This window comes from Burkholderia sp. KBS0801 (assembly GCF_005937855.2).
Lineage (GTDB): Bacteria > Pseudomonadota > Gammaproteobacteria > Burkholderiales > Burkholderiaceae > Burkholderia > Burkholderia ambifaria.
Genome location: NZ_CP042178.1, coordinates 254,024 through 275,701 on the forward strand (window position 1 = coordinate 254,024; position 21,678 = coordinate 275,701).

Consider the following 21,678-nt stretch of genomic DNA (forward strand, 5'->3'; position numbering starts at 1 on the left):
AGACGCCGATTGCGCAGGCTGCAATTCGGAAATGGCAATCGCGACGATAGCCGCCGCGATTGCCGGCGCGCAATCGCCACGGCCGCGCGCCGCCACGGCCGCGTCCGCCGCTTCAGACCGCTTCAAACCGCTTCAAACCGCGCCGGCCGGCGTCGGTGCGTGCTCGGCGATCAGGTGGTCGGCCTTCAACGCCGCCCACAGTGCGGCCGGGATCGGCGCCGCCGCGAGACGCAGGTTCTCGTCGATGCGCTCGGGCCGGCTCGCGCCGGGGATCGCGGCCGCGACGGCCGGATGCGCGAGCGAAAATTGCAAGGCCACCGCGCGAACGTCGACACCGAACCGTTCGCAGAGCCCGCGAATCCGCGCGACGCGCTCGAGCATCGCCTGCGTGGCCGGCTGGTACTCGAAATGCGTGCCGCCCGCCAGCACGCCCGAGTTGTACGGGCCGCCGACGATGATCCCGAGCCCGCGCGCGGCGCTTTCCGGCATCAGCCGTTCGAGCGCGCCCGCGTGATCGAGCAGCGTATAGCGTCCGGCGAGCAGGAAGCCGTCCGGATCCGAACGTTCGAGTGCGAGTTCGCACGGCTCGACGCGGTTCACGCCGAGCCCCCAGCCCTTGATGACCTTCTCGTCGCGCAGCCGCGTGAGCGCCTTCGCCGCGCCCGACATCGCGACGTCGAACACGTCGCGCCATGCGTCGCCGTGAAAATCGACGGCCGGATCGTGAATCCACACGGTGTCGAGCCGGTCGGTGCGCAGCCGTGCGAGGCTGGCCTCGATCGAGCGCAGCGTGCCGTCCGCGGTGTAGTCGTAGACGATCCGGTTCGGCAGCCCGTGACGGAACAGCCCGCCTTTTTCGCCGAGATCGCGTTGCGACGCGTCCTCGTGTTCGTCGAGGACGAGCCGGCCGACCTTGGTGCCAAGCGAATATTCGTCGCGCGGCCGTCCGGCGAGCGCTTCACCGAGACGCAGCTCGGCGAGGCCGGCGCCATACAGCGGCGCGGCGTCGAAGTAGCGGATGCCGCCACGCCACGCGGCATCGACGGTGGCCAGCGCTTCTTCGTGCGGGATGTCCCGGTACATGTTGCCCAGCGGCGCGGTGCCGAAACCCAGGCGGGAAGGAAGCGTGATTCTCATGAGCAGTCTCGGAGTCGTTGCGGCCGCCCGCTCAGGCCGCGGCCTGCGTGAGCGTCGGATAGTCGGTCAGGCCTTTCGCACCACCGCCGAACAGCGTGTTGCGATCGTGCGGCGCGAGCGCGGCGCCGGTGCGCAGGCGCTCGGGCAGGTCGGGGTTCGCGACGAACGGGCGGCCGAATGCGATCAGGTCGGCCCAGCCGGCGGCGATCGCTTCGCGCGCGCGTTCGGCCGTGTACGCGCCGGCGTAGATCAGCACGCCCGGGAACACGGCGCGCAGTTGCCGCTTGAATTCGACCGGCATCAGCGGCGCGTCGTCCCAGTCGGCTTCCGCGATGTGCAGGTAGCCGATGCCGAGTTCGCCGAGCAGCTTCGCGGCGGCGAGGTAGGTCGTTTCCGGATCGTCGTCGGCGCAGCCGTTCAGCGTGGTCAGCGGCGCGAGGCGGACGCCGACGCGCGACGCGTCGCCGGTGCCTTCGATCAGCGCCTGCACGACTTCGCGCAGGAAGCGCAGCCGGTTGTCCAGCGAGCCGCCGTACGCGTCGGTGCGGGTGTTCGCGTTCGAGTCGATGAACTGGTTCACGAGATAGCCGTTCGCGCCGTGCAGCTCGACGCCGTCGAAGCCGGCCTCGATCGCGTGGCGGGCGGCGGCGCGGTATTGATCGACGATCCCGCGGATCTCGTCGACGGACAGCGCGCGCGGCTCGGACGCCTGCACGAAGCCCGGCGTGCTGCCGTCCTCGCCGGCGATGAACACGTTCACGCCTTTCGCCTGGATCGGCGACGACGACACCGGTTGCGCGCCGTCGAGCAGGCTCGTGTGGCTCAACCGGCCGACGTGCCACAGCTGCGCGAAGATGCGGCCGTGCGCGGCGTGCACGGCGTCCGTCACGCGGCGCCAGCCGGCGACCTGCGACGGCGTGTGGATGCCGGGCGTCCACGCGTAGCCCTTGCCGAGTGGCGCGATGTAGGTGCCTTCGCTGACGATCAGGCCGGCGCTCGCGCGCTGCGCGTAATACGCGGCCATCAGTTCGTTGGCTTCGTCGCCGGGCTGGCTGGCGCGCGAACGCGTCATCGGCGGCATCACGATACGGTTCGGCAGCGTCAGCGCGCCGAATCGCAGCGGTTGAAAAAGCGGGTCGTGGGTCATGGTCAGATCCTGTCGGGTGCCGCGGCCGACTGGCCGCGGACAAATCGATTACGGGTGCGGTGCGGTTAGTCCCACTTCGGCGCGAGGCCGGCCGGGTCGACTTCGCGGCCGTTGCGCTCGAGCGCGGCGATCTGCGCCATGTCTTCGTCGGTCAGGCGCAGCGTCTGCGCGAGCAGGTTGCTCGCGAGGTTCTCGCGCTTCGTCGACGACGGGATCACCGAGTAGCCGAGCTGCAGCGCCCACGCGAGCGCGACTTGCGCCGGCGTCGCGTCGTGACGTTGCGCGATCGCGCCGATCACCGGGTCGCCGAGCACTTTGCCGTAGGCGAGCGTCATGTACGACGTCACGTGGATGCCTTCGCCGTTCAGGAACTCGACCAGCTTGCGGTTCTGCAGGTACGGGCTCAGTTCGATCTGGTTCGTCGCGATCGCATCCTTGCCGACGGCCGCGATCGCTTCCTTCGTCAGTTCGATGTTGAAGTTCGAGATGCCGATCTGGCGCGTGAGGCCCTTCGCCTTCGCGTCGGCGAGCGCGGTCATGAACGCCTGGATCGACACGCCGTTGTCCGGCGCCGGCCAGTGGATCAGCGTCAGGTCGACGATGTCGGTGCGCAGCTTGCGCAGGCTTTCCTCGAGGCTGGCTGCCAGTTTTTCGGGCGCGTAGTTGTCGACCCAGATCTTGGTCGTGAGGAACAGGTCTTCGCGGCGCACGCCCGATGCGGCGATCGCTTCGCCGATTTCGGCTTCGTTGCCGTAGATCTGCGCGGTGTCGATCGCACGGTAGCCGACGTCGAGGCCATTGCGGACCGAGTCGATGACGACCTGGCCCTGCAGGCGGAAGGTGCCGAGGCCGAATGCGGGAACGTTGCTCATCGTGGGCTCCTGGGAAAGTGGAACGGGTTCGGTATGGAAGTCATTCTGGCGTTCGGGACTGATGAGATAAACGCCTTCAGAGGTCAAAAATATTTGATTCAAATTCAAGGATCGGTTGCCCGCCGTGGCGCGCGACGGGCCGTGGCCGGCCTCATGCGACGCACGTGTGCGGGTTGCTAGCCGGATGGAACGCCGGCAGCACGTCCGCGGCAATCTCGGCCATCGTCTCGTCGAGCGGCCGGCCATTGCGGCGCAGATGCAGACCGATGTGCCGCACGCCCGCGTCGCGCATTGCCGCGAGCTCTTCCGTCAGCGCGACGCGCCCGGCGCGCGCGCCGAAGCGGTGCCGCTGAAGCGGTTCGTGCGGATCTTCCGCGAGGTCGAGGTGGATGAAGCTCACGTACGGCTTGTCGCCGGCCACCGCGCGCCAGTTCGCGGCGCGTTGCAGGTGGTCGGCCGGCGTGCCCGGATAGGCGAGGCAGCCGTCCATGTGTTCGCCGATCCATGCGGGCGTCTGCTGCGCGAGGCCCGCGACGAGCAGCGGCACCGGCGAACGCGCGGCCGGCAACACGTCCAGGCCCGGCGGCAGGTGCCCGCGCGCGCCGTCGCGCAGCAGCGCGATCTGGTCGCGGAAATTCGCGCCGCGTGACGCGAAGTCGCGGCCGAACAGCGGATATTCGACCGGCCGGTCGCCGCTCGCGACGCCGAGCAGTAGGCGTCCGTCGCTCAGCTCCTGGATCGTCGCGGCCGATTTCAGCGTCAGCAGCGGTTCGCGCAGCGGCAGCACGACGGCTGCCGTGCCGAGCAGGATGTCGCGCGTGATGCCGGCGAGGTAGCCGAGATACGAGAAGGTCTCGAACACTTGCGCGGCATCGCCGAACGACGGGTCGTACACCGGCACGTCGCGCACCCAGAGCGCGCGGAAGCCGAGCGTGTCGGCCAGTCGCGCGAGCGTTGCATGAAGTTCCAGGTCGGGCACGCCGGGACGGCGGCCGTCGTGCTGGCGCTTCGCGGCGCCCGCCAGCGACCAGTCGTTGTCGAGCGGCAGTTCGATGCCGATGCTGAAGCCGCCGCTGGCGAGCTTGTCGAGTGAAGTAGGCATGGTCGGGTCGCTCCGTTCAGCGTGCGCGCAGGCTGCCTTCGAGCCGGTGGAAATCGAGCGAAGCCGCGGTGAAGAACGCGTGCGACGTGCCGGCGGCGAAATCGTCGAGGTGCACGACGGTTGCGCGGTCGGCTTCCTGCCACGAGATTGCGTAGGTCTCGCCGGCGACGTGCCGCCACGTGTACGCGACTTCGCCCTTCGCGCCGGCGTACGCGCCTTCGGTTATCTCGTAGCGCATGTGGAGGCCGTCCTCGTCATACGCGTTGAGGGCGGTGAGGCCGTCGTAACGAACTTCGAAAGTCCTGCCGGCGAACGGCGGACGTTGGGTCGATGCGTTCATGCTGATGCGCTCCTGCGGGAAAGTGACGTTCAATGGGCGAGTTCGACGGGTTCGGCCGTGCGCTCGGGCAGCCCCTGGCCGCGGTCGAGGCGGCCGCTCAACGCGGTCAGCGCGAAGGCGCCGAGCGTGACGGCGGCGGCGATCCACGGCGTATGGCCGAGGCCGACGTTCGCGACGATCAGGCCGCCGAGCGACGAGCCGCCCGCGACGCCGAGGTTGAACGCGGCGATGTTGAAGCCCGACGCGACGTCGGTGGCGTCCGGTGCGAAGTGGCGCGCCTGCTTGACGACGTACACCTGCAGGCCCGGCACGTTGCCGAATGCGACTGCGCCCCATGCGAGCATCGTCAGCACCGCGAGCCACTTCACGTGCACCGTGAAGGTCAGCGCGAGCAGCACGATCGCGAGCAACAGGAAGATCCGCTTGAGCGCCTTCACGGGGCCGACGCGGTCGGCGAGCTTGCCGCCCCATACGTTGCCGAACGCGACCGACACGCCGTAGCCGACCAGCACCAGACTGACCTGCGACGGCGTGAAGCCGGCGATCTGTTCGAGCAGCGGCGCCATGTAGGTGAACGCGATCAGCGAGCCGCCGTAGCCGACCGCCGTCATCGCGTAGACGAGCAGCAGGCGCGGCTGGGCGAGCACGCGGAACTGGCGGGCGAGCGGCGCCGGCGGCGTGCGCGGGAGGCCGCGCGGCACGAACGCGACCGCGCCGACGAACGCGACGAGGCCGAACAGCGCGACGATCAGGAACGTCGCGCGCCAGCCGAAGTGCTGGCCGATGAAGGTGCCGAGCGGAATGCCGGCGACGAACGCGACGGTCATCCCGCTGAACATCGTGGCGATTGCGCTGGCGGCCTTGTCCTTCGGCACGAGCGTGGTCGCGATGATCGAGCCGACCGAGAAGAACACGCCGTGGGCGAGGCCGGTGAGCACGCGCGCGACGATCAGCGATTCGTAGCCCGGCGCCTGCCAGGCCACGAGGTTGCCGATGGTGAACAGCGCCATCAGCGCGGCGAGCAGCGTCTTGCGCGGCACGCGGCCGGTGAGCGCGGTGAGGAGCGGCGCGCCGATCGCGACGCTCAGCGCATAGAGGCTGACGAGCAGGCCGGCCGACGGCAGGCTGACGCCGAGGTCGGCGCCGATCGTCGGGATCAGCCCGACAATCACGAATTCGGTGGTGCCGATGGCAAACGCGCTGATGGTCAGCGCAAGCAGGGCAAGTGGCATGACGGTGCTCCAGGGTCCGGTGACGATGGAGCGCAGTGTGCCGTCTTTACTTTTGCGGAAAAATGGGTCTATAAACCAAATTGTTTTGATTTTGGATCAATAATCCAGCAATGAAGATCACGCTCGACGAACTCCAGGCCTTTGCCGCCGTGGTCGACTCCGGTTCGATCACCGCCGCCGCGCAGCAGCTCGACCTCACCGTGTCGGCCACGAGCCGCACGCTCGCGCGGCTCGAGGAGAAGCTCAAGACCACGCTGCTGCGCCGGACCACGCGCCGGCTCGAATTGACCGAGGAAGGACGTGCGTTCCTGCAGGATGCGCGCGCCATCATCGAATCGGTCGAGAACGCGGAGGAGCAGATGCTCGCGCGGCGCGAGATGCCGTCGGGGCGCTTGCGCGTCGATGCCGCGACGCCGTTCATGCTGCACGTGATCGTGCCGCTCGTGCATGGCTACCGCGAACGGTTCCCGAAGGTCGAACTGGAGCTGAACAGCAACGAGGGGATCATCGACCTGCTGGAGCGGCGCACCGACGTCGCGATCCGCATCGGCCGGCTCAAGGATTCGACGCTGCACAGCCGGCGCATCGGCAACAGCCGGCTGCGCATCCTCGCGAGCCCCGCATACCTCGAAGCGCACGGCCAGCCGCGCAAGGTCGAGGATCTCGCCAGGCACACGCTGCTCGGCTTCACGCAGCCCGAATCGCTGAACGTCTGGCCGATCCTCGGCGCGGACGGCGAGCCGTGCCGCATCGAGCCCGGCATCTGGTCGTCGAGCGGCGAGACGCTGCGGCAGCTCGCGTTGGAGGGCGCGGGCGTCGTGTGCCTGTCGGATTTCATGACCGCGCAGGATCGCGAGGCCGGCCGGCTCGTGCAGGTGCTCGCGCGGCAGACGCTCGACGTCGAACAGCCGATCAACGCGGTGTATTACCGGAACACCGCGATTTCGTCGCGGATCGCGTCGTTCGTCGATTACATGATCGAGGTGCTGGGCGGCGGCAGCGGCGGCAGCGGTGCGCCGGCGCGGCGGAAGGCTGCGTGGCTGGAGCAGCTGTAACGGCGGAGCGCTGGAGGGGCGATAGGCGGCGGGGGCTGACTGCGGGCACCCGATCGGGCGCCCGGTGTGATCCGGCATGCCGCACGGCGCTTGCGCCGCGGGCCTGCCGTCATCCCGTGGTCAGGCTTCCTCGGACCACGACATGTTGTCGCGCGCCAGCAGCGCCGACGATGCCGCCGGCCCGAACGTGCCGGCCGTGTAGAGGCGCGGACGATCGCCGAGCTGCTTCCAGCCGTTGAGGATCGGCTCGACCCACGACCACGCGGCCTCGAGCTCGTCGCGGCGCATGAAGTGCGTGAGACGCCCGCGGATCACGTCGATCAGCAGCCGCTCGTAGGCTTCCGCGCGCCGTTCCGGAATCGCCTGCTGCAGGTCGAGGTTCAGGCTCACGGGCACCATCTTCATCCCGCTGCCCGGCTCCTTCGCGAGCATCTGCAGCTGGATTGATTCTTCCGGCTGCAGCTGGATCACGAGGCGGTTGCTGTAGTGGCGCGGGCCGGTCGGGATGATCGAGAACGGCATGTCCGCGAACTCGATCACGATTTCCGACTGGCGGCGCTGCAGCCGCTTGCCGGTGCGCAGGAAGAACGGCACGTTCGCCCAGCGCCAGTTGTTGATGTGCGCGCGCAGCGCGACGAAGGTTTCCGCGTGGCTGTCAGCCGGCACGTTGTCTTCCTCGAGATAGCCCTTGACCGGCTGGCCGTCGACCGCGCCGGCCGTGTACTGGCCGCGCACGGTATCGCGCGCGACATCCGACAGCGCCATCGGCCGCAGCGAGCGCAGCACCTTCAGCTTCTCGTCGCGCACCGCGTCCGGGTCGAGCGACACCGGCGGCTCCATCGCGACGATGCACAGCAGTTGCAGCAGGTGGTTCTGCACCATGTCGCGCAGCGCGCCGGTATGGTCGTAGAAGCCCGCGCGGCTGCCGACACCGACCGTCTCCGCCACCGTGATCTGCACGCTGCGGATGCTCGGCGCCTGCCACAGCGGCCCGAAGATCGGGTTGCCGAAGCGCAGCACCATCAGGTTCTGCACGGTTTCCTTGCCGAGGTAATGATCGATCCGGTAGATCTGCGATTCCGCGAAATGCCGGCCGACCGCATCGTTGATCGCCTGCGCCGACGCGAGATCGTGGCCGAGCGGCTTTTCGAGCACGACGCGCGAGCGCGCATCGACGAGGTGCGCGGCCGACAGGTTGTCGCAGATCGTCGTGAACAGCTCCGGCGACGTCGACAGGTAGAACACGTGGATCGCGTCGGGGCGCGCCGCTTCGGCGAGGCGCGCATAGTCTTCCGGCGCGTTCACGTCGATCAGCACGTACTTGAACAGGTCGAGGAAGCGGGCCCATGCATCGGCGTCGAACGCCTTCTCGTCGATGAACGGGCGCGACTGCTCGTCCATGAACTTGCGGTAGCCGTCGATGCCCCAGTCGCGCCTGCCGACCGCGATGATGCGCGTCTGCGGCGGCAGGTTGCAGTGCAGGTGCGCCATGTAGAGCGCGGGCAACAGCTTGCGGGCGGCCAGGTCGCCGCCGCCGCCGAAGATGATCATGTCGACGGGCTGGTCGGCTTCCGTCTGGTTGGGCTGATTCGTCATGAGTGGATCGCGGTCTGAAACGGGTGAGCGTGGAACGAACGTCGAAGCGCCGGCCGCCGGTGCGTTGGCGCGCCAGTACGTGGAAACGCTAATAGTGCACGCTTTTGACCGATTGCGGATGGGTTCCCCCGTATGTAACAGGGCTTGCGCTCCAGCCGTCGGCGCGATTATGATTGAGCGCTCACTCATTAAAGGAATCGAACGTGGCCCGACCGCGCAGTCCCGACAAGCACGACGCCATCCTCACCGCGGCCGCCCGCGCGCTCGCGGAGGATGGCGCGAGTGCGACCACCGCGCGCATCGCGCGGCTCGCCGGCGTCGCGGAAGGCACGGTGTTCACCTATTTCGACACCAAGGATGCGCTGCTGAACGCGCTGTACCTGAGCCTGAAGGCCGACTTGCGCGACGCGATGATCACCGGGTTTCCCGAGCACGCGCCGGCCGAGCAGGCCATGCGGCATGTGTGGAACAGCTATGTGTCGTGGGGCGTCGCGGATCCGCACGGGCAGCGCGCGCTGCGGCAGCTCGAGGTGAGCGGCCGCATCGACGACGCGCATCGCGCGGCCGGCACCGAAGGCTTCGGCGCGATCACCGCGCTGCTGCGCGCGCAGAGTGCCGCCGCGGGCGGGCTCGACGCCGACAACGCGCATGCGTTCTGCACGGCGCTGTTCACGTCGATCGCGGAAACGGCGATGGAGTCGATCGCACGCGATCCGGCGCGGGCCGATGCGTACCGGGAAGCCGGGTTTCGCGCGCTGTGGGCCGTGCTGCACGCGGTGTGATAGCGGCACGTTGCAGAGAGATGAGGGGCGGCGCGTTCGGTCCGGGCGCCGCCGCGACGATGGAAGGCGGTTTCAGGCAGGGCGATGCACGGTCAAAACGACCGGTTCAGCGCCCGTATTAATGAGTGAGTAATCATTCATTTTGGCGGTTTCAACTTTACGGAGAAATGGAAATGTCGAAAGTCTGGCTGGTGACAGGGGCCGCACGCGGCCTGGGGCGTGCAATCTCGGAAGCGGTGCTGGCGGCGGGCGACCGGCTGGTGGCCGGCGCGCGCGATCCGGCGCGGCTCGCCGATCTGGAAGCGCGGTACGGCGACCGGCTGCTGCCGATCGAGCTCGACGTGACCGACGCAGCGGCGGCCGCGCATGCGGTGGCCGCCGCCCGCGACGCGTTCGGGCGCATCGACGTGCTGGTGAACAACGCGGGCTACGGTCATACGGCGCCGTTCGAGCAGATGGGCGCCGACGACTTCCGCGACCAGATCGAAACGAACCTGTTCGGCGTGGTCAACCTGACGCGCGCGGTGCTGCCGACGATGCGAGCCCAACGCGCGGGCCACATCTTCCAGGTGTCGTCGGTTGGCGGGCGCACGGCGACGGCCGGCCTGTCCGCATATCAGGCCGCGAAGTGGGCGGTCGGCGGGTTCAGCGACGTGCTGTCGAAGGAAGTCGCGCCGTTCGGCGTGCGCGTGTGCACGCTCGAGCCGGGCGGGATGCGCACCGAATGGGCCGCGCAGGCGAAGCGCCACGTCGACGGCCTGCTGCCCGACTATGAGCCGTCGGTCGGGAAGGTTCTCGAACTGCTCGGTTCGTATGGCGGCCACGAGGTCGGCGATCCCGCACGGATCGCGGCGCTGATCGTCGAGCTGTCGCGTCGCGACGACGTGCCGATGCGCCTGCTGCTCGGCAGCGATGCGCTGTTCGTGTGCGAGCAGGCGGAAACGCAGCGCGCGGAGGAGGCGGCACGGTGGCGGGACGCGACGCTGTCGACGATGTTCCCGGACGCGCCGCTGCCGGACGGGTTGGAGGCGTTGAAGGAGTGGAGCGAGCGCTGACCCCCGTCCTGCTCCTGCTCTGCTTGCCGTGAGCTGGCATGTCGGAACCGCGACATCCGGTTCGGTGTCGTGATGTTCCCGCGTCCGGCTCGGCGGATCGCGCTGCGCCGACCGCGGCCGGCACGCGCCCTCAACGCCCCAGCGCGTAGAACTCCGCGTTGGGCCGCATGTTCGTCACGTTCGCGATGCGATTCGACATCCCGAAGAACGCCGCGATCGCCGCGATGTCCCAGATGTCCTCTTCGGTGAAGCCATGCGACTTCAGCGTGTCGAAGTCCGCTTCGCCCACCAGGTGTGCGGTTTGCGAAACCTTCATCGCGAAGTCGAGCATCGCCTTCTGCCGGACGGTGATGTCGGCCTTGCGGTAGTTGGTCGCGACCTGGTCGGCGATCAGCGGATCCTTCGCACGAATGCGCAGGATCGCGCCGTGCGCGATCACGCAGTATTGGCACTGGTTCACGGCGCTGGTGGCCACGACGATCATTTCCCGTTCGGCCTTGGTGAGGTTGCCCGGCTTGTCCATCAGCGCGTCGTGGTACGCCATGAACGCGCGAAACTCGTCCGGGCGATGCGCGAGCGTGAGGAATACGTTCGGGATGAAGCCCGACTTTTCCTGGACCGCAGTAATCCGTTCGCGAATGTCGTCGGGCAGGTCGTCGAGCGCCGGCACCGGAAAGCGGCTGACGGGCGCGTGGTTGGCAGCGGTCATGAGGTCTCCTGGATAAAGTGACACGGGCGAACGCGACGCGCGAGCCGCCGCCCGGACATGAAACGACGGGTTGCCGGCGTCATGCGTTGACATCCACGACGATGCGGCCGCGTATCTTGCCGGCGATCAGTTCCTCTGCAAGCGGTATGGCGTCGCCCAGGCCGACCTGATGACCGATCGCGCCCAGCTTCTCGACATCGAGATCGGACCCGAGCCGGCGCCAGGCCTCCAGCCGCTCGGCGCGCGGGCACATCACGCTGTCGATGCCGACGAGCGTCACGCCGCGCAGGATGAACGGCGCGACGGTGGCGGGAAAGTCCATGCCGGCGGCCAGGCCGCAGGCCGTCACCACGCCACGATAGCGCGTGGTCGCGCACACGTTGGCGAGCACGTGACTGCCCGCGACGTCGACCGCGCCGGCCCAGCGTTCCTTGCCGAGCGGCTTGCCCGGTGCGCCGAATTGCGACCGGTCGAGAATCTCCGCCGCGCCGAGTTGCCGCAGGTAGTCGGCATCGGCCGGGCGGCCGGTCACGGCGACGACGCGATAGCCGAGCCGCGCGAGCAGCGCGATGGCGACGCTGCCGACGCCGCCTGCCGCGCCGGTCACGACGATCTCGCCATCGTCCGGGCGCACGCCATGCCGTTCCAGCGCCATCACGCACAGCATCGCGGTGTAGCCCGCCGTGCCGATGGCCATCGCCTGTTGCGGCGAAAACGCGGACGGCAGCGGCACCAGCCAGTCGCCGTCGACGCGCGCTTTCTGGGCCAGGCCGCCCCAGTGCGTTTCGCCGACGCCCCAGCCGTTGAGCACGACGCGATCGCCCGCGCGGTAATCCGGATGCGTGCTGTGTTCGACCTCGCCGACCAGATCGATGCCCGGCACCATCGGGAACTTGCGGACCACCGGGCTCTTGCCGGTGATCGCCAGCCCGTCCTTGTAGTTCAACGTCGAATAACCGACCCGGATCGTCACGTTGCCCGCGGGCAACTGCGCGTCGTCCAGCGTTTGCAGCCGCGCGTGCTGGCCGGTGTCGTCCTTGTCGATCACGATGCCCTGGAACATGCGTCCTCCTTTTTAGACCGATCGTCTAGTTAATGGCAAAAAAATTCAGCGGCGAGGCAATCCATTGAAGAAAAACTGCGCGAACAGCGCAAGCGGCGCGTCGCTGCGTTCGAGCTTCGCGCGCAGCACGGCGCCTTCCCAGCCGATCCAGAAGCACGCGGCCAGCTCCGCGGGGTCCGCCGAATCGGCGAGCTCGCCGGCTTGCTGGGCGGCGGTGAGGCACGCGGCCAGCCGGCGTTGCCAGTCCTCGAACGTCGCGCGCAGACGCGCACGGAAACTCTCCGGCAGTGCGCCCATTTCCTGGCCGAGGTTGCCGATCAGGCAGCCGCGGCTGTATTCATGGCGCGCCATGCCGTCGCGTGCATCGTCGACGAACGCGCGCACGCGTGCCAGCGGCGACGGCTCGGGCTGGCTGAAATGACGGTCGAGCTTGCGGGCGAAGAAGTCCGCGTAGCGATCGATCAGTTCGAGGCCGAACGCCTCCTTGCTGTCGAAGTAGTGATAGAACGAGCCCTTGGGCACGCCGGCGCGCCCGAGGATCTCGTCGAGCCCGGTGGCCGAAAAGCCCTTCTCGGTGAGCACTTCCAGCCCGGAGCGCAACAGCATGTCGCGCGTCGCGACGAGGTCTTCATGCTGCTTCGGTGGCCTGCCGCGACGGCGAGGCGGATCAGTTCGAACGTCCATGGGCGAATAATAGACCGTTCGTCTCAAAAATCAATCGGTGCGAGCGAGTACCGCATTCAGCCTTCCGGGGATCATCAGCACTCGATCGCCACGGCGCTTTTCGACCGACTGAGCCTGATTTCTCCGAGGTACACGCTCTCGCCCAATTCGCACTCGCGCCACGCGGTGCCGAGCGCATGCCGGATTTTGACTTTGTAGGCGCCGCTGCCCTTGGCGAGGCCATCGAAGCGGAAATCACCGAAACCGTCCGACACCGTTTCGGCGACCTGCAGATTACCGTAGTACAACGCGACGACCGCATCCGTGACGCACTCGACCACGTCTCCTGCGTGGACACTGACACTTCCGCCGACGAAGCACGTTTCCCAGCGCTCGAGGCCGCTGTACCACACGCGGGGCTTCGTGCTCAGGTCGGGTCGCAATACCTTGAGTCCCTCCCGTCGGGCCTTCTGGGCCATCGCCGTGTCATCGAGCTTGACCGTCTCGAAGACATCGGTGGGGCACGACTGCTGACAACGCGGGCGGGGCCAACCCTGGTCGAGCAAATGCGCATCGAAGATCCAGATCTGGGGCAGTTGCAACTCTTCGTTCCAGACGATTGCCTTGTAAGGGCAGGCCTTGACGATGTCCTTGCGGCCTCGTGCCTTGTCCGGATCAATGATGACGATGCCGTCGGCACGCTTGCGAACGGCGCCGCCGCCGACACGCATGCAGGGCGCGTCGTCGCAGTGATTGCACATGACCGGCAAATAGGTGGTCTGGACCATATGCGCGGCGCCCTGTACGCGACGCAGGATGCGGATCGGGCTCTCGGCATTGGCCGAGGCGGGCGCGGCGTAGCCGGGAAAGTCGTTGCCGACGTGCTCGTCCTGCGCGGCGATCACGCAGTTCTGGCAGTTCTCGCAACGCCCGACCTTGATAATCAGGTTCCACTTGCTCATTTGACATTCCTCACGCTGCGCGACCGAGCATGAACGCTTCGGCACCGCGCCATTTCTCGACCTGCACCAGGCAGGAATTCGGGCTCATGCTGCTGGTGCCGGCGGTCTGCGGCCGGTCAGGGGTGAGCATGTTCATGCAACCGCCAATCTCGACTTGCTCGCCGTCGATTTCGATCAACTGAAATTCGGCGCTCGCCTCGTAGGACTTCACCACGCCGGCGTTCACGAGCGGCGAGACATCGGCCGCGCAGATCACGGCGCCGCGATCGTTGTGCACCTTGACGAGATCGCGATGGGCAATGCGTCGAGCGGCGGCGTCGGCCGGATTGAGTCTCAGCAGCCAGAATCGGTGCCCCGCGATCAGCGCGCGATGATCGGCGATGCCGTTCACCGCGGAGTTCTTGCCGTCACAATGGGTATGAAAGCTGTAGCGGCTGTGGGTGGCGATCAATTGCAGCGGATAGCGTCGAGCCAGGTCCGAGCGCAGACCCTCCCAGGAGGGGATATATCGGTTGAGCGGCGGCCGCTCGGGATTGTCAGCCGTGTGCCGCTTCAGCAATTCGGGCACGAACTCCAGCTTGCCGCTTGGCGTCTGCAGGCCCTTGCCGAACTTTTCCGAGAACTGCGACGGCAGCGGATGAGGTTCCGGCAGGTCCTTCTTCCGGTCGTCCGCATACCAACGCATGTCCACGGGATGGCGAAGCTCGGGTTTTTCGGGCGGCACGACGAAGTAGCCCTTGCGGCAGAATTCGCGCCACGAAATGTGATCGGGCAGATCCGACGAGTCGAACACGCGCTTGACCCAGTCGAGATCACTGCAGCCTTCGGTGAAAATGCCACCGAGGCCCAACCGGATCAGGATGGCGGTGAAGATGTCGTAGTCGGAGCGGGACTCGCCCAAAGGCTCGATGCACTTGTGCTGCATCGTCAGCACGCGATGGTTGACCGTGCCGTACCCGTGGTGCGCGTAGCCGCCCGAATTCGCCCATTCCCCGATGTCCCAGCGCTCCAGCGACGTGCACGCGGGCAGGATGATGTCGGCGAACTGTGCCTCGCCTTCCATCCAGATCGACTGATTGACCACGAACTCGATACTCGAGTGCCGGTAGGCCTCGGTCCAGCGTCCGGAATTCGTCACGGTACTGAACGACGATCCGCCATAGCGATAGATCATGTGGATCGGCGAATAGCCGGGCATCGGGTAGGTGAACGGCGCGAACTGCGCTTCCTGGGACATGCCGTCCCAGAGATACCCAGTGGCATGACCGTTGAGAATCGCATCGGGCATCTGCTGTCGCGGCACCATCTGCTTGACTGGATTCATGGTGAGGATGTGCGGCATGCGCTGGTAGTTGTCCACCGCGTTGGCGGTCCACGCCAGGTCGCCTGAAATGCCGCCGTCCGCGTAGCCGGGGAAGTAGAACTGGAGATCGTGCGGGACGCCGATTTCGAGGCAGCCGAAATTCACCCCCGGTTTGCCCCAGCCCTGCATGGCCATCATCATGATCATGCAGCGCGCCCATTGCGCGCCGGTCGCCCCGCGGCCCGCGCCACCGAATCCCGCGCCGGTCATCCCGACGGCGAGATGAACTTTCCTGTTTCCCCACAGGCGCGCCAGCGCGCGGACGTCCTTGGCCGGCACGCCGGTCTCGCTCTCCTGCCACTCGGGCGTCTTGGGCGTGCCGTCGGTTTCGCCCAGCAAGTAGGCCTTCCAATCGTCGAAACCGGTCGTGCGCGTCGCGACGTAGTCCTTGTCGTACAGGCCCTCCACGGCCCACACGTACATGATGGCGGTAGCCAGCGCGGCATCGGTTTGCGGCCGGACCGGGATCCAGCGGCCGCCCAGCAGCTGCGCGGTCGGATTGCAGTGCGGGTCGATATGAACGAACTCGATGCCGAGCTCCTTGGCCCACAGGCGGCGCGGCGTTCCCTCGAATCCCGCGTAGGCCCCGTTGGTACTTTCCGGGTCGCACGACCAGAAGACGATCATTTCGGCTTCCTTGAGCGCGTCCTCGAGGCCGCCATAGCCGGAGGGCACGCCGACGCGCATCGAGTTGCCGAAATGGTGCATGGCGCCCCAGTACCAGCCTTCCCAACTGTCCGGATTCGCGGCGACCCGCGTGAAGCCGATCAGGTTGGCGAAGCGCGTCAGCGCGCTGAGGTAGTAGCCCACGTTGCCCCACTGATGGTGAGACGACATCGGGAAGGTGATGGAACCGGGGCCGTGAACGCGCTTCTGCCGGTTGATCTCCTTGGCGACGATGTCCAGGGCCTCGTCCCAGCTGATGCGCACGTATCCGGACTTGCCGCGGTTCTGCGGATTGCGCTCGCCGTCGGGGTCGAAGTCGACCCGTTTCATCGGGTGAAGGATGCGCTTGTCGGAGTAGACCAGCGACTTGAGCGTCAACGCGTGCGGCGCGACCAAGCCACGCCGTGGCGGGCTGAAGCGGCGCCCACGTGCGTCGATCACCCAGCTCGACGCATCCGTATCGTCCAGCTCGATCGGGGTCACGCGGACGATGCGGTCATCCTTGACGTAGACGAACAGCGGCCCGCCATTGGTACAGGTGGTGTAGCGTCGGGTGCCGTCGCGCATGGGCGTGCCCATCGGCAGGCCGACGGTGCGCATCATGCTCAGGGTTTGCATGAGCCAGACCAGAAGTTCGTCCTCGCCCTCCGTGACGACCTTGAAGTTCTTGGCGGCGTGGATGATTTCGCCCTGGTCCGGGCTGGGGGAAAGAAACTTCAGCGCGGTGGCGACATCCTTGAAGGCCATGCGCACGTCGGGCCGCGGGTGCTTGCCGGCGCGCGACCGAATGCGGCCATTCCTGAACTCGATGACGCGACCCATGCTTTGATCCATGAGCCCGATCCACGCGACGAGATTGCGCTCCTTCAGACGTTCCCGGTAGGCGGGAAAGCGGCGTGCCGTCAGGTCCAGAACCTTCGGCAAGGCAAACAGAATGGTCTTGAGAACCTGTCGTTTCATCGTTCGATCCTATGTGTTGCTTTGATGAGGGGGGCTGGCATCCGGGCGTGCTCGTCAGAACGTATAGGCGACGTTCAAGAAAACGCTGACGGGATTGAGCCGGAGCGTCGATTTGGAAACGATCTGCGTGCCGGTGGCGGTCTGTCCGTATAACGTGAGGTGGGTCTTCACCGGCATGTAGCTGACGGAGGTTCCGACAGACCAGTGTCTTGTCACCGCGTAATTCGCGCCGATCTCGAACACGGGGTTCCACGAAGCGCTGAGTGTCGCGTGCGCCGAGCCGCCCGGCCCGAAGCTGTCGGAGACGAACTGGCTGTTGGTGGCTCGAACCTGGGTGAACCACGTATAGTTCGCGCCAATGCCCAGGAACGGCCGGAATTTTGATGTGGCAGAAAACAGGTGGTATCGAAGTTCGATCGCGGGCGGCATCGGCCGTGTCGTGCCGAGCGTGCCGTACTTCTGCAACGTCCCGTCGCCAATCAGATTGACCTTCAGCGGCATGCCAAAAAGCATCGCGACGCCGAAGTTGTCGGTGACGTAGTACTCGTTGGTAATGCCGAGCGTATCTGTCGAACTGGCATGTGCGCTGCTACCGGTCAGTTCCTGATTCACCGTGACGCCGCCGACACTTTGCACGACCAGGGGCGTTGCGCTGCCCTGCGGGGCGATGTGTAGCCATCCTACCGATGTCGTAATGCTTCCGGCCGTCTGTGCCTGCACATCGTCGCCAAGCAAAGGCGAGCAGATACAAATCGCCACGCCTGCGAAACTCGTCGTCCACCTGAAATTCATCTTGTGTCTCCTCTGTCTCGATCCGTCTCTATGAATAACAACTAATTTGGATACCTTATTGAATGAGGCGATCTGCTTGAGACGTTGCTGCCATCCAGGCTAGCCGCGCTCCTCCATCGCCGCGGATCTGTTTCTGTCGGTCACGATGACCGTGTCGGCTGCGCGGCGATCGAGATCGAGAACGCAAACGGAAAACGCCCCAGCACCACGCGCGCCGCAGGCTCGAGCCCGGGCTCGCTCAGCTCGACCGACACGGACATTCCGCCCGATTGATCGGTCGTGACGTCGATCGATGCACCGGGGGCGCCGCCCTGGGCCAATGCCGCGCGCAGCGCGTCACGCGTCTCGCGGCGCTTGAGTTCCGGTTTGAAGATCTTGCCGACGCCCGTGAGCGGGATCGCTTCCACGATTCGGACGTGCTTGGGCAGTGCGGCGCGTTCGGCGATCTCCTGTTGCATGAACGCCGTCAGATCGTGCTCGGTCGCGCTCATCCCCGGCTTGAGCTGAACATACGCAACCGGCAGCTCGCCGGCATGCGCATCGGGACGCCCGATTGCCGCGGCGAGCTGGACCGCCGGATGTCGATGAAGCGGTTCCTCGATCGCCGCGGGGTCGATGTTGTGCCCGCCGCGAATGATCAGTTCCTTCTTGCGGCCGGTCAGCCAAAAGTAACCGTCGACGTCGCAGCGGCCGAGGTCGCCGGTGTTGAGCCAGCGCTTGCCGTCGCCGAGATCGAGCCACAGCGCCCTGTTCTGATCGGCACGCAGGTAGCCGGTGAAAACGTTCGGGCCGGAGATGGCGAGCAGCCCCTCTTCGTTCACCGCGCAATCGCGCAGATACCGTCCCGCGTCGTCCACGACGACAGCTTTCATCGCCTGGAACGGGATGCGAAGCCCGATCGATCCCAGCCGGCGCTCGCCGGTCGGCGGGTTGACGCTGCTCACGCAGGTGCCCTCGGTCAGACCGTAGCCTTCGAGAATCCGGATGCCCGTTTTTTCCTGGAAGGCCCTGAAGACGCCGACCGGCATCGGCGCCGCACCGCACAGGCCGTATTCGAGCGAGTCGATAACATGACCGTCGGCAGGAATGTCGAGCAGCGACGCGTAGAGTGTCGGGACGCCACTGAAGAAATTGATGTGATGATGTTCGACGATTTCCCAGAAACGTTTGACGACACCGTCACCTCGGTAACCTTGCGGCGTGCCGAGCACGACATGGGCGCCGCGAGAAAAAGGCAGCAGGCCGGTCACCATCGCGGCATTGACGTGAAAGAGCGGCAATCCGCAGAACGTCGTTTTGCCGGGGCCGATGCTGTCGCCGAAGAACCGGCCGGCGCTCCATGCATTCGCCACTTCGTTGCCGTGGCTGCGCATCGCGATTTTCGGCAACCCCGTGGTGCCCCCGGTACAGAAGAACGACGACATGTCGCCAGGTTGAATGCGGCGCACGTTGTCGAGCACCGTACCGGATTCCCGGGCCATTTCCGTACCGAAGTCGTGGATCTGGATATGCGCAGGCACCGCGCCGCGCAAACCATCGTCGCCGTGCAGCTTATGGCGCGCGTCACGCTGGAGCATGCGGGCCGCTGCTTGCGCGGTGCCCCGCACACGATCGGCCGGATCGACCAGCACGAGATGCCGCAGCGACTCGACCTGGTGAAGGATCTCCGCGACTTTCTGCCAGAGATCGGTCCCGGGAAATGGCGCGAGCGTCACGAGTACGCTGGCGCCGGCCGATTTGAGCAGATTGCCGATCGCTTCGCCTTCGAGCAACGGATTGATCGCACATACGATGCCGGCCGCCTGCCCGCCCCAGATCACGAAATGCGTTTCGGGAAGATTGGGCAGCACATAAGCGATCACGGAACGCGAACTCACGCCGAGGCGCGTGAACAGGTTGGCCGTGCGCGTGATGTCACGAACCAGCTCGCGATAGGTCCAGCGCTCTGCGTCGCGATGCGAGTCGGCGGTCAGAAAAAAGGACAGCGCGGGGGCGGACGGATCGATGGCCGCGCCGGCGCAAATCATCTCGTATGTGCTGGCAGGGAGGTCTGGCGCAAGGCCCTGCGCTTCGATCGCCAGCACGTCGTACCGGGTCGCGATGCCGTTCATGCTGCTTCGTCCACGATCTTGTTACGCTGCACGCCCAGATCGATCGTTCCGTCGCGGCTCGCGATCCGGGCTTCGACGATATCTCCGGCCTTCAGGTACTGCGCGCGTCCCGCCTGCACCTTCATGAACATCTTCCATTTGACGGATTCGGGAAATAGCGCCACGGCCCGCTGCTTGAGCGGCGACGGGATGCTGAGTGCGCAGCCGGCCGGCGTGCCGGTCGCGAGCAGGTCGCCGGCGCGAAGGTCGTGCACGCCCGACAACTCGGTCAACGTTTCCGCCGGACCATAGACGAGGTTCGAGGTCGAGTCCCGCTGACGCACCACGCCGTTGACGGTCAACGTCAGGTCGAGCGCCTTCAGCTTCGGAAAGTCACGCCGTTCGAGCAGGCACAGATAGGGGCCGACCGGCCCAAACGTCCGGAAACTCTTGCCCTTGTAGAACTGCATCTGCGGGATCTGGACATCGCGCGCGGAATAGTCGTTGACGATCACGCTGCCGGCGACGTAATCGTGCAGGTTCTCGTCCGTGATCTGCCGGTGGGACGTGATGTCGCGTTTGAGGATGAGGCCGAGCTCGATTTCGTAGTCGAGAAACCGGACGTGTCGCGGTTTCACGACCTGTGAGTCGGCGGCGACGATGCAGCTCGTCGCCTTCGTGAAAATCATGTTGAACTTCTTCGCGTCCGGATCCATGCCCGATTCGATCATGTGCTGACGATAATTCGCGCCCTGGCAAACGAATTGCTGGTTGGCTGTCACCGGGGGCAGCCACTCCACCTCTGTCTCCGGAATCGTCGATCCGTCGAGCGCGGCGAGTCGTTCGACCGGATTCGCCGCGAGAAAGCTCGCGGTGGTTTCGAAGTCGCCGGGAATCGGCGTGACGGCGCCGTTGGCGGCCACCCCCCATTGGGCGCGGCCGTTATGCCGGAAGTGCAGGACAAGCAGTGACATGGATGGATCTCTCGTGAGTCGAATGGGCGGTTGGGGTCAGGCGAACAGCTTCGCCAAGGTCAGCAGCTTGCTCAGCGTCAGATCGGGACTGCAGCGCAGGTTGCGAAACAGCGCCGCGAGGCTCGACGGCGTGAACCGGGGCTTCGTGAAACTGCGCGGCATCGTCGGGCCCCACTGCGCCATCGCTTCGCGGCTGACCGCATGCACGCCCGTCGGCTCGTTGGCCGTGAACAAGTCACCGTCGCAATAGTGTTCGTGCTTGTCGCCCCAAGGGTCCTGCCAGTAGTCGAAGATCTGGCTGCCGAGAATGTGTCGGCCGATGCCCCACGCATGCGTCCACCCGCTGTCGCGGAGCATGCGCTGGCCCATGCCAACGGCATCCGCGTCGATCAGTTCGTACGCGCTATGGCTATAAGTCGGCACGAATCCCTGGGCGAGCGCGAGCGTATGGTGATCGGCCGGCCTGTCGCCCAGATCGAGCCGCATGAATGCGACCGCCGGGGAGCCGTCCGGCAGCACCTGGACATCGCTGGGGATGAACCCGAAATGCTGCGTGTACCACGCGCAGGTTGCCTGGAAGTCGGCAAGCTCGAGCACGACATGCCCGAGCCGAATGACTTCAGGTGCGCTCGTCGGCGGCCGCTGCGTGTCGTTGATTCGCACGGGCGCGTCGACCGAGTTGAACGGCAGGGGCGCGCGATGCGGCAGCGTGTCGGCCCGTGTCTGGCCCGCAATCGCGTCGACCCGAAAACCTGACGGATCGGTGAGGCGCACGCGGTTGCCGCCGCCGGGCCAATCCGATGCTTCGACCTTCGACGCGCCGGGGACGCTGGCGAGCGCCTCCAGATCGGCCCGACTGTCGACCCGCAATCCGAAGCCGACGAAGCGAGCCTTCGGCGCCTGGCGAACGACATAACAGAAGTGTGCGGTGCCCGTTCCGCGCAGGAGCAATTGCGTGTCGTCCCGCCGCACCGTTCGAAGACCGAAGTCGTTGAGAAAGTGCTCGGCCTCGTCGAGGTCCGGACGATCGAAGATCAGATAGGCGAGCGCCGATGCCTTCGTCGTCGGGTGGGGATGTCGGGCCGGCTGGGTGGTGGTCAGTTTCATGGCGGATGGCA

The 21,678-nt window shown here is 66.4% G+C and carries 19 protein-coding genes; 3 read left to right on the forward strand and 16 right to left on the reverse strand.

What is annotated here, in order from left to right; genetic code table 11:
• Positions 1–132: 132 nt before the first annotated feature.
• The 6 genes from FFI87_RS17985 to FFI87_RS18010 all read right to left on the reverse strand — a co-directional run bounded on the left by FFI87_RS17985 (position 133) and on the right by FFI87_RS18010 (position 5,830).
• Positions 133–1,137 (reverse strand): aldo/keto reductase, encoded by a 1,005-nt coding sequence (locus tag FFI87_RS17985; RefSeq protein WP_138849619.1) that lies wholly within the window; start codon positions 1,135–1,137, stop codon positions 133–135.
• A 31-nt stretch (positions 1,138–1,168) separates the two neighbouring features.
• Entirely contained in the window at positions 1,169–2,284 is a 1,116-nt protein-coding gene (locus FFI87_RS17990; RefSeq protein WP_138849618.1) for an alkene reductase, read from the reverse strand.
• 65 nt (positions 2,285–2,349) lie between these two features.
• The gene (gene dkgB / locus FFI87_RS17995; RefSeq protein WP_138849617.1) at positions 2,350–3,156 is read right to left on the reverse strand and encodes a 2,5-didehydrogluconate reductase DkgB; all 807 of its coding nucleotides are present in this window, start codon (positions 3,154–3,156) and stop codon (positions 2,350–2,352) included.
• 151 nt (positions 3,157–3,307) lie between these two features.
• The gene (locus tag FFI87_RS18000; protein WP_138849616.1) at positions 3,308–4,258 is read right to left on the reverse strand and encodes an LLM class oxidoreductase; all 951 of its coding nucleotides are present in this window, start codon (positions 4,256–4,258) and stop codon (positions 3,308–3,310) included.
• Positions 4,259–4,274: 16 nt separating this feature from the next.
• Positions 4,275–4,598, reverse strand: coding sequence for a MoaF-related domain-containing protein (locus FFI87_RS18005; protein WP_012366973.1), 324 nt, complete (start codon positions 4,596–4,598; stop codon positions 4,275–4,277).
• 29 nt (positions 4,599–4,627) lie between these two features.
• Positions 4,628–5,830: an MFS transporter gene (locus tag FFI87_RS18010; RefSeq protein ID WP_138849615.1), complete on the reverse strand. Its 1,203-nt coding sequence runs from the start codon at positions 5,828–5,830 to the stop codon at positions 4,628–4,630.
• 110 nt (positions 5,831–5,940) lie between these two features.
• On the opposite strand from FFI87_RS18010, the gene FFI87_RS18015 reads away from it, so the two are divergent.
• Positions 5,941–6,885, forward strand: a complete 945-nt coding sequence (locus FFI87_RS18015; RefSeq protein ID WP_138849614.1) for a LysR family transcriptional regulator — start codon at positions 5,941–5,943, stop codon at positions 6,883–6,885.
• Between the two features lie 120 nt (positions 6,886–7,005).
• Here FFI87_RS18015 and zwf read toward each other — a convergent pair whose 3' ends face one another.
• Entirely contained in the window at positions 7,006–8,481 is a 1,476-nt protein-coding gene (gene zwf, locus FFI87_RS18020; protein WP_011659703.1) for a glucose-6-phosphate dehydrogenase, read from the reverse strand.
• A gap of 203 nt (positions 8,482–8,684) precedes the next feature.
• Here zwf and FFI87_RS18025 point away from each other — a divergent pair, with 203 nt between their 5' ends.
• Positions 8,685–9,263: a TetR/AcrR family transcriptional regulator gene (locus FFI87_RS18025; protein WP_138849613.1), complete on the forward strand. Its 579-nt coding sequence runs from the start codon at positions 8,685–8,687 to the stop codon at positions 9,261–9,263.
• 173 nt (positions 9,264–9,436) lie between these two features.
• Positions 9,437–10,318 (forward strand): SDR family NAD(P)-dependent oxidoreductase, encoded by an 882-nt coding sequence (locus FFI87_RS18030; RefSeq protein WP_012366968.1) that lies wholly within the window; start codon positions 9,437–9,439, stop codon positions 10,316–10,318.
• Between the two features lie 130 nt (positions 10,319–10,448).
• Here the strand turns inward: FFI87_RS18030 and FFI87_RS18035 are convergent, their stop codons facing one another.
• The 9 genes from FFI87_RS18035 to FFI87_RS18075 all read right to left on the reverse strand — a co-directional run bounded on the left by FFI87_RS18035 (position 10,449) and on the right by FFI87_RS18075 (position 21,667).
• Positions 10,449–11,027 (reverse strand): peroxidase-related enzyme, encoded by a 579-nt coding sequence (locus tag FFI87_RS18035; protein ID WP_138849612.1) that lies wholly within the window; start codon positions 11,025–11,027, stop codon positions 10,449–10,451.
• A gap of 79 nt (positions 11,028–11,106) precedes the next feature.
• On the reverse strand, positions 11,107–12,090 hold the full coding sequence (locus tag FFI87_RS18040) for an MDR family oxidoreductase (RefSeq protein ID WP_138849611.1): 984 nt from the start codon (positions 12,088–12,090) through the stop codon (positions 11,107–11,109).
• 45 nt (positions 12,091–12,135) lie between these two features.
• Positions 12,136–12,774, reverse strand: coding sequence for a TetR/AcrR family transcriptional regulator (locus tag FFI87_RS18045; protein ID WP_138849610.1), 639 nt, complete (start codon positions 12,772–12,774; stop codon positions 12,136–12,138).
• 74 nt (positions 12,775–12,848) lie between these two features.
• Complete coding sequence (locus tag FFI87_RS18050; protein WP_012366964.1) at positions 12,849–13,715, reverse strand: 4Fe-4S dicluster domain-containing protein; 867 nt, start codon at positions 13,713–13,715, stop codon at positions 12,849–12,851.
• A gap of 10 nt (positions 13,716–13,725) precedes the next feature.
• Positions 13,726–16,704 (reverse strand): molybdopterin-dependent oxidoreductase, encoded by a 2,979-nt coding sequence (locus FFI87_RS18055; protein WP_138849609.1) that lies wholly within the window; start codon positions 16,702–16,704, stop codon positions 13,726–13,728.
• 54 nt (positions 16,705–16,758) lie between these two features.
• Positions 16,759–17,496 (reverse strand): OmpW/AlkL family protein, encoded by a 738-nt coding sequence (locus FFI87_RS18060; protein WP_138849608.1) that lies wholly within the window; start codon positions 17,494–17,496, stop codon positions 16,759–16,761.
• Positions 17,497–17,636: 140 nt separating this feature from the next.
• A complete protein-coding gene (locus FFI87_RS18065) occupies positions 17,637–19,607 on the reverse strand; it encodes an acyl-CoA synthetase (RefSeq protein WP_138849607.1) in 1,971 nt (656 codons plus the stop codon).
• Positions 19,604–20,560, reverse strand: a complete 957-nt coding sequence (locus tag FFI87_RS18070) for a fumarylacetoacetate hydrolase family protein (RefSeq protein ID WP_138849606.1) — start codon at positions 20,558–20,560, stop codon at positions 19,604–19,606. The genes FFI87_RS18065 and FFI87_RS18070 overlap by 4 nt, the downstream gene beginning before the upstream one ends.
• Before the next feature lie 36 nt (positions 20,561–20,596).
• Positions 20,597–21,667, reverse strand: coding sequence for a VOC family protein (locus FFI87_RS18075; RefSeq protein WP_138849605.1), 1,071 nt, complete (start codon positions 21,665–21,667; stop codon positions 20,597–20,599).
• Positions 21,668–21,678 lie beyond the last annotated feature (11 nt).

Bases quoted from the DNA above. Each gene is read 5' to 3' on its own strand.
- dkgB (WP_138849617.1), bottom strand. From the start codon at position 3,156: ATGAGCAACGTTCCCGCATTCGGCCTCGGCACCTTCCGCCTGCAGGGC.
- FFI87_RS18055 (WP_138849609.1), bottom strand. From the start codon at position 16,704: ATGAAACGACAGGTTCTCAAGACCATTCTGTTTGCCTTGCCGAAGGTT.
- FFI87_RS17985 (WP_138849619.1), bottom strand. From the start codon at position 1,137: ATGAGAATCACGCTTCCTTCCCGCCTGGGTTTCGGCACCGCGCCGCTG.
- FFI87_RS18000 (WP_138849616.1), bottom strand. From the start codon at position 4,258: ATGCCTACTTCACTCGACAAGCTCGCCAGCGGCGGCTTCAGCATCGGC.
- FFI87_RS18070 (WP_138849606.1), bottom strand. From the start codon at position 20,560: ATGTCACTGCTTGTCCTGCACTTCCGGCATAACGGCCGCGCCCAATGG.
- FFI87_RS18045 (WP_138849610.1), bottom strand. From the start codon at position 12,774: ATGGACGTTCGAACTGATCCGCCTCGCCGTCGCGGCAGGCCACCGAAG.
- FFI87_RS18040 (WP_138849611.1), bottom strand. From the start codon at position 12,090: ATGTTCCAGGGCATCGTGATCGACAAGGACGACACCGGCCAGCACGCG.
- FFI87_RS18015 (WP_138849614.1), top strand. From the start codon at position 5,941: ATGAAGATCACGCTCGACGAACTCCAGGCCTTTGCCGCCGTGGTCGAC.
- zwf (WP_011659703.1), bottom strand. From the start codon at position 8,481: ATGACGAATCAGCCCAACCAGACGGAAGCCGACCAGCCCGTCGACATG.
- FFI87_RS18060 (WP_138849608.1), bottom strand. From the start codon at position 17,496: ATGAATTTCAGGTGGACGACGAGTTTCGCAGGCGTGGCGATTTGTATC.
- FFI87_RS18035 (WP_138849612.1), bottom strand. From the start codon at position 11,027: ATGACCGCTGCCAACCACGCGCCCGTCAGCCGCTTTCCGGTGCCGGCG.
- FFI87_RS18010 (WP_138849615.1), bottom strand. From the start codon at position 5,830: ATGCCACTTGCCCTGCTTGCGCTGACCATCAGCGCGTTTGCCATCGGC.
- FFI87_RS18030 (WP_012366968.1), top strand. From the start codon at position 9,437: ATGTCGAAAGTCTGGCTGGTGACAGGGGCCGCACGCGGCCTGGGGCGT.
- FFI87_RS18005 (WP_012366973.1), bottom strand. From the start codon at position 4,598: ATGAACGCATCGACCCAACGTCCGCCGTTCGCCGGCAGGACTTTCGAA.
- FFI87_RS17990 (WP_138849618.1), bottom strand. From the start codon at position 2,284: ATGACCCACGACCCGCTTTTTCAACCGCTGCGATTCGGCGCGCTGACG.
- FFI87_RS18075 (WP_138849605.1), bottom strand. From the start codon at position 21,667: ATGAAACTGACCACCACCCAGCCGGCCCGACATCCCCACCCGACGACG.
- FFI87_RS18065 (WP_138849607.1), bottom strand. From the start codon at position 19,607: ATGAACGGCATCGCGACCCGGTACGACGTGCTGGCGATCGAAGCGCAG.
- FFI87_RS18050 (WP_012366964.1), bottom strand. From the start codon at position 13,715: ATGAGCAAGTGGAACCTGATTATCAAGGTCGGGCGTTGCGAGAACTGC.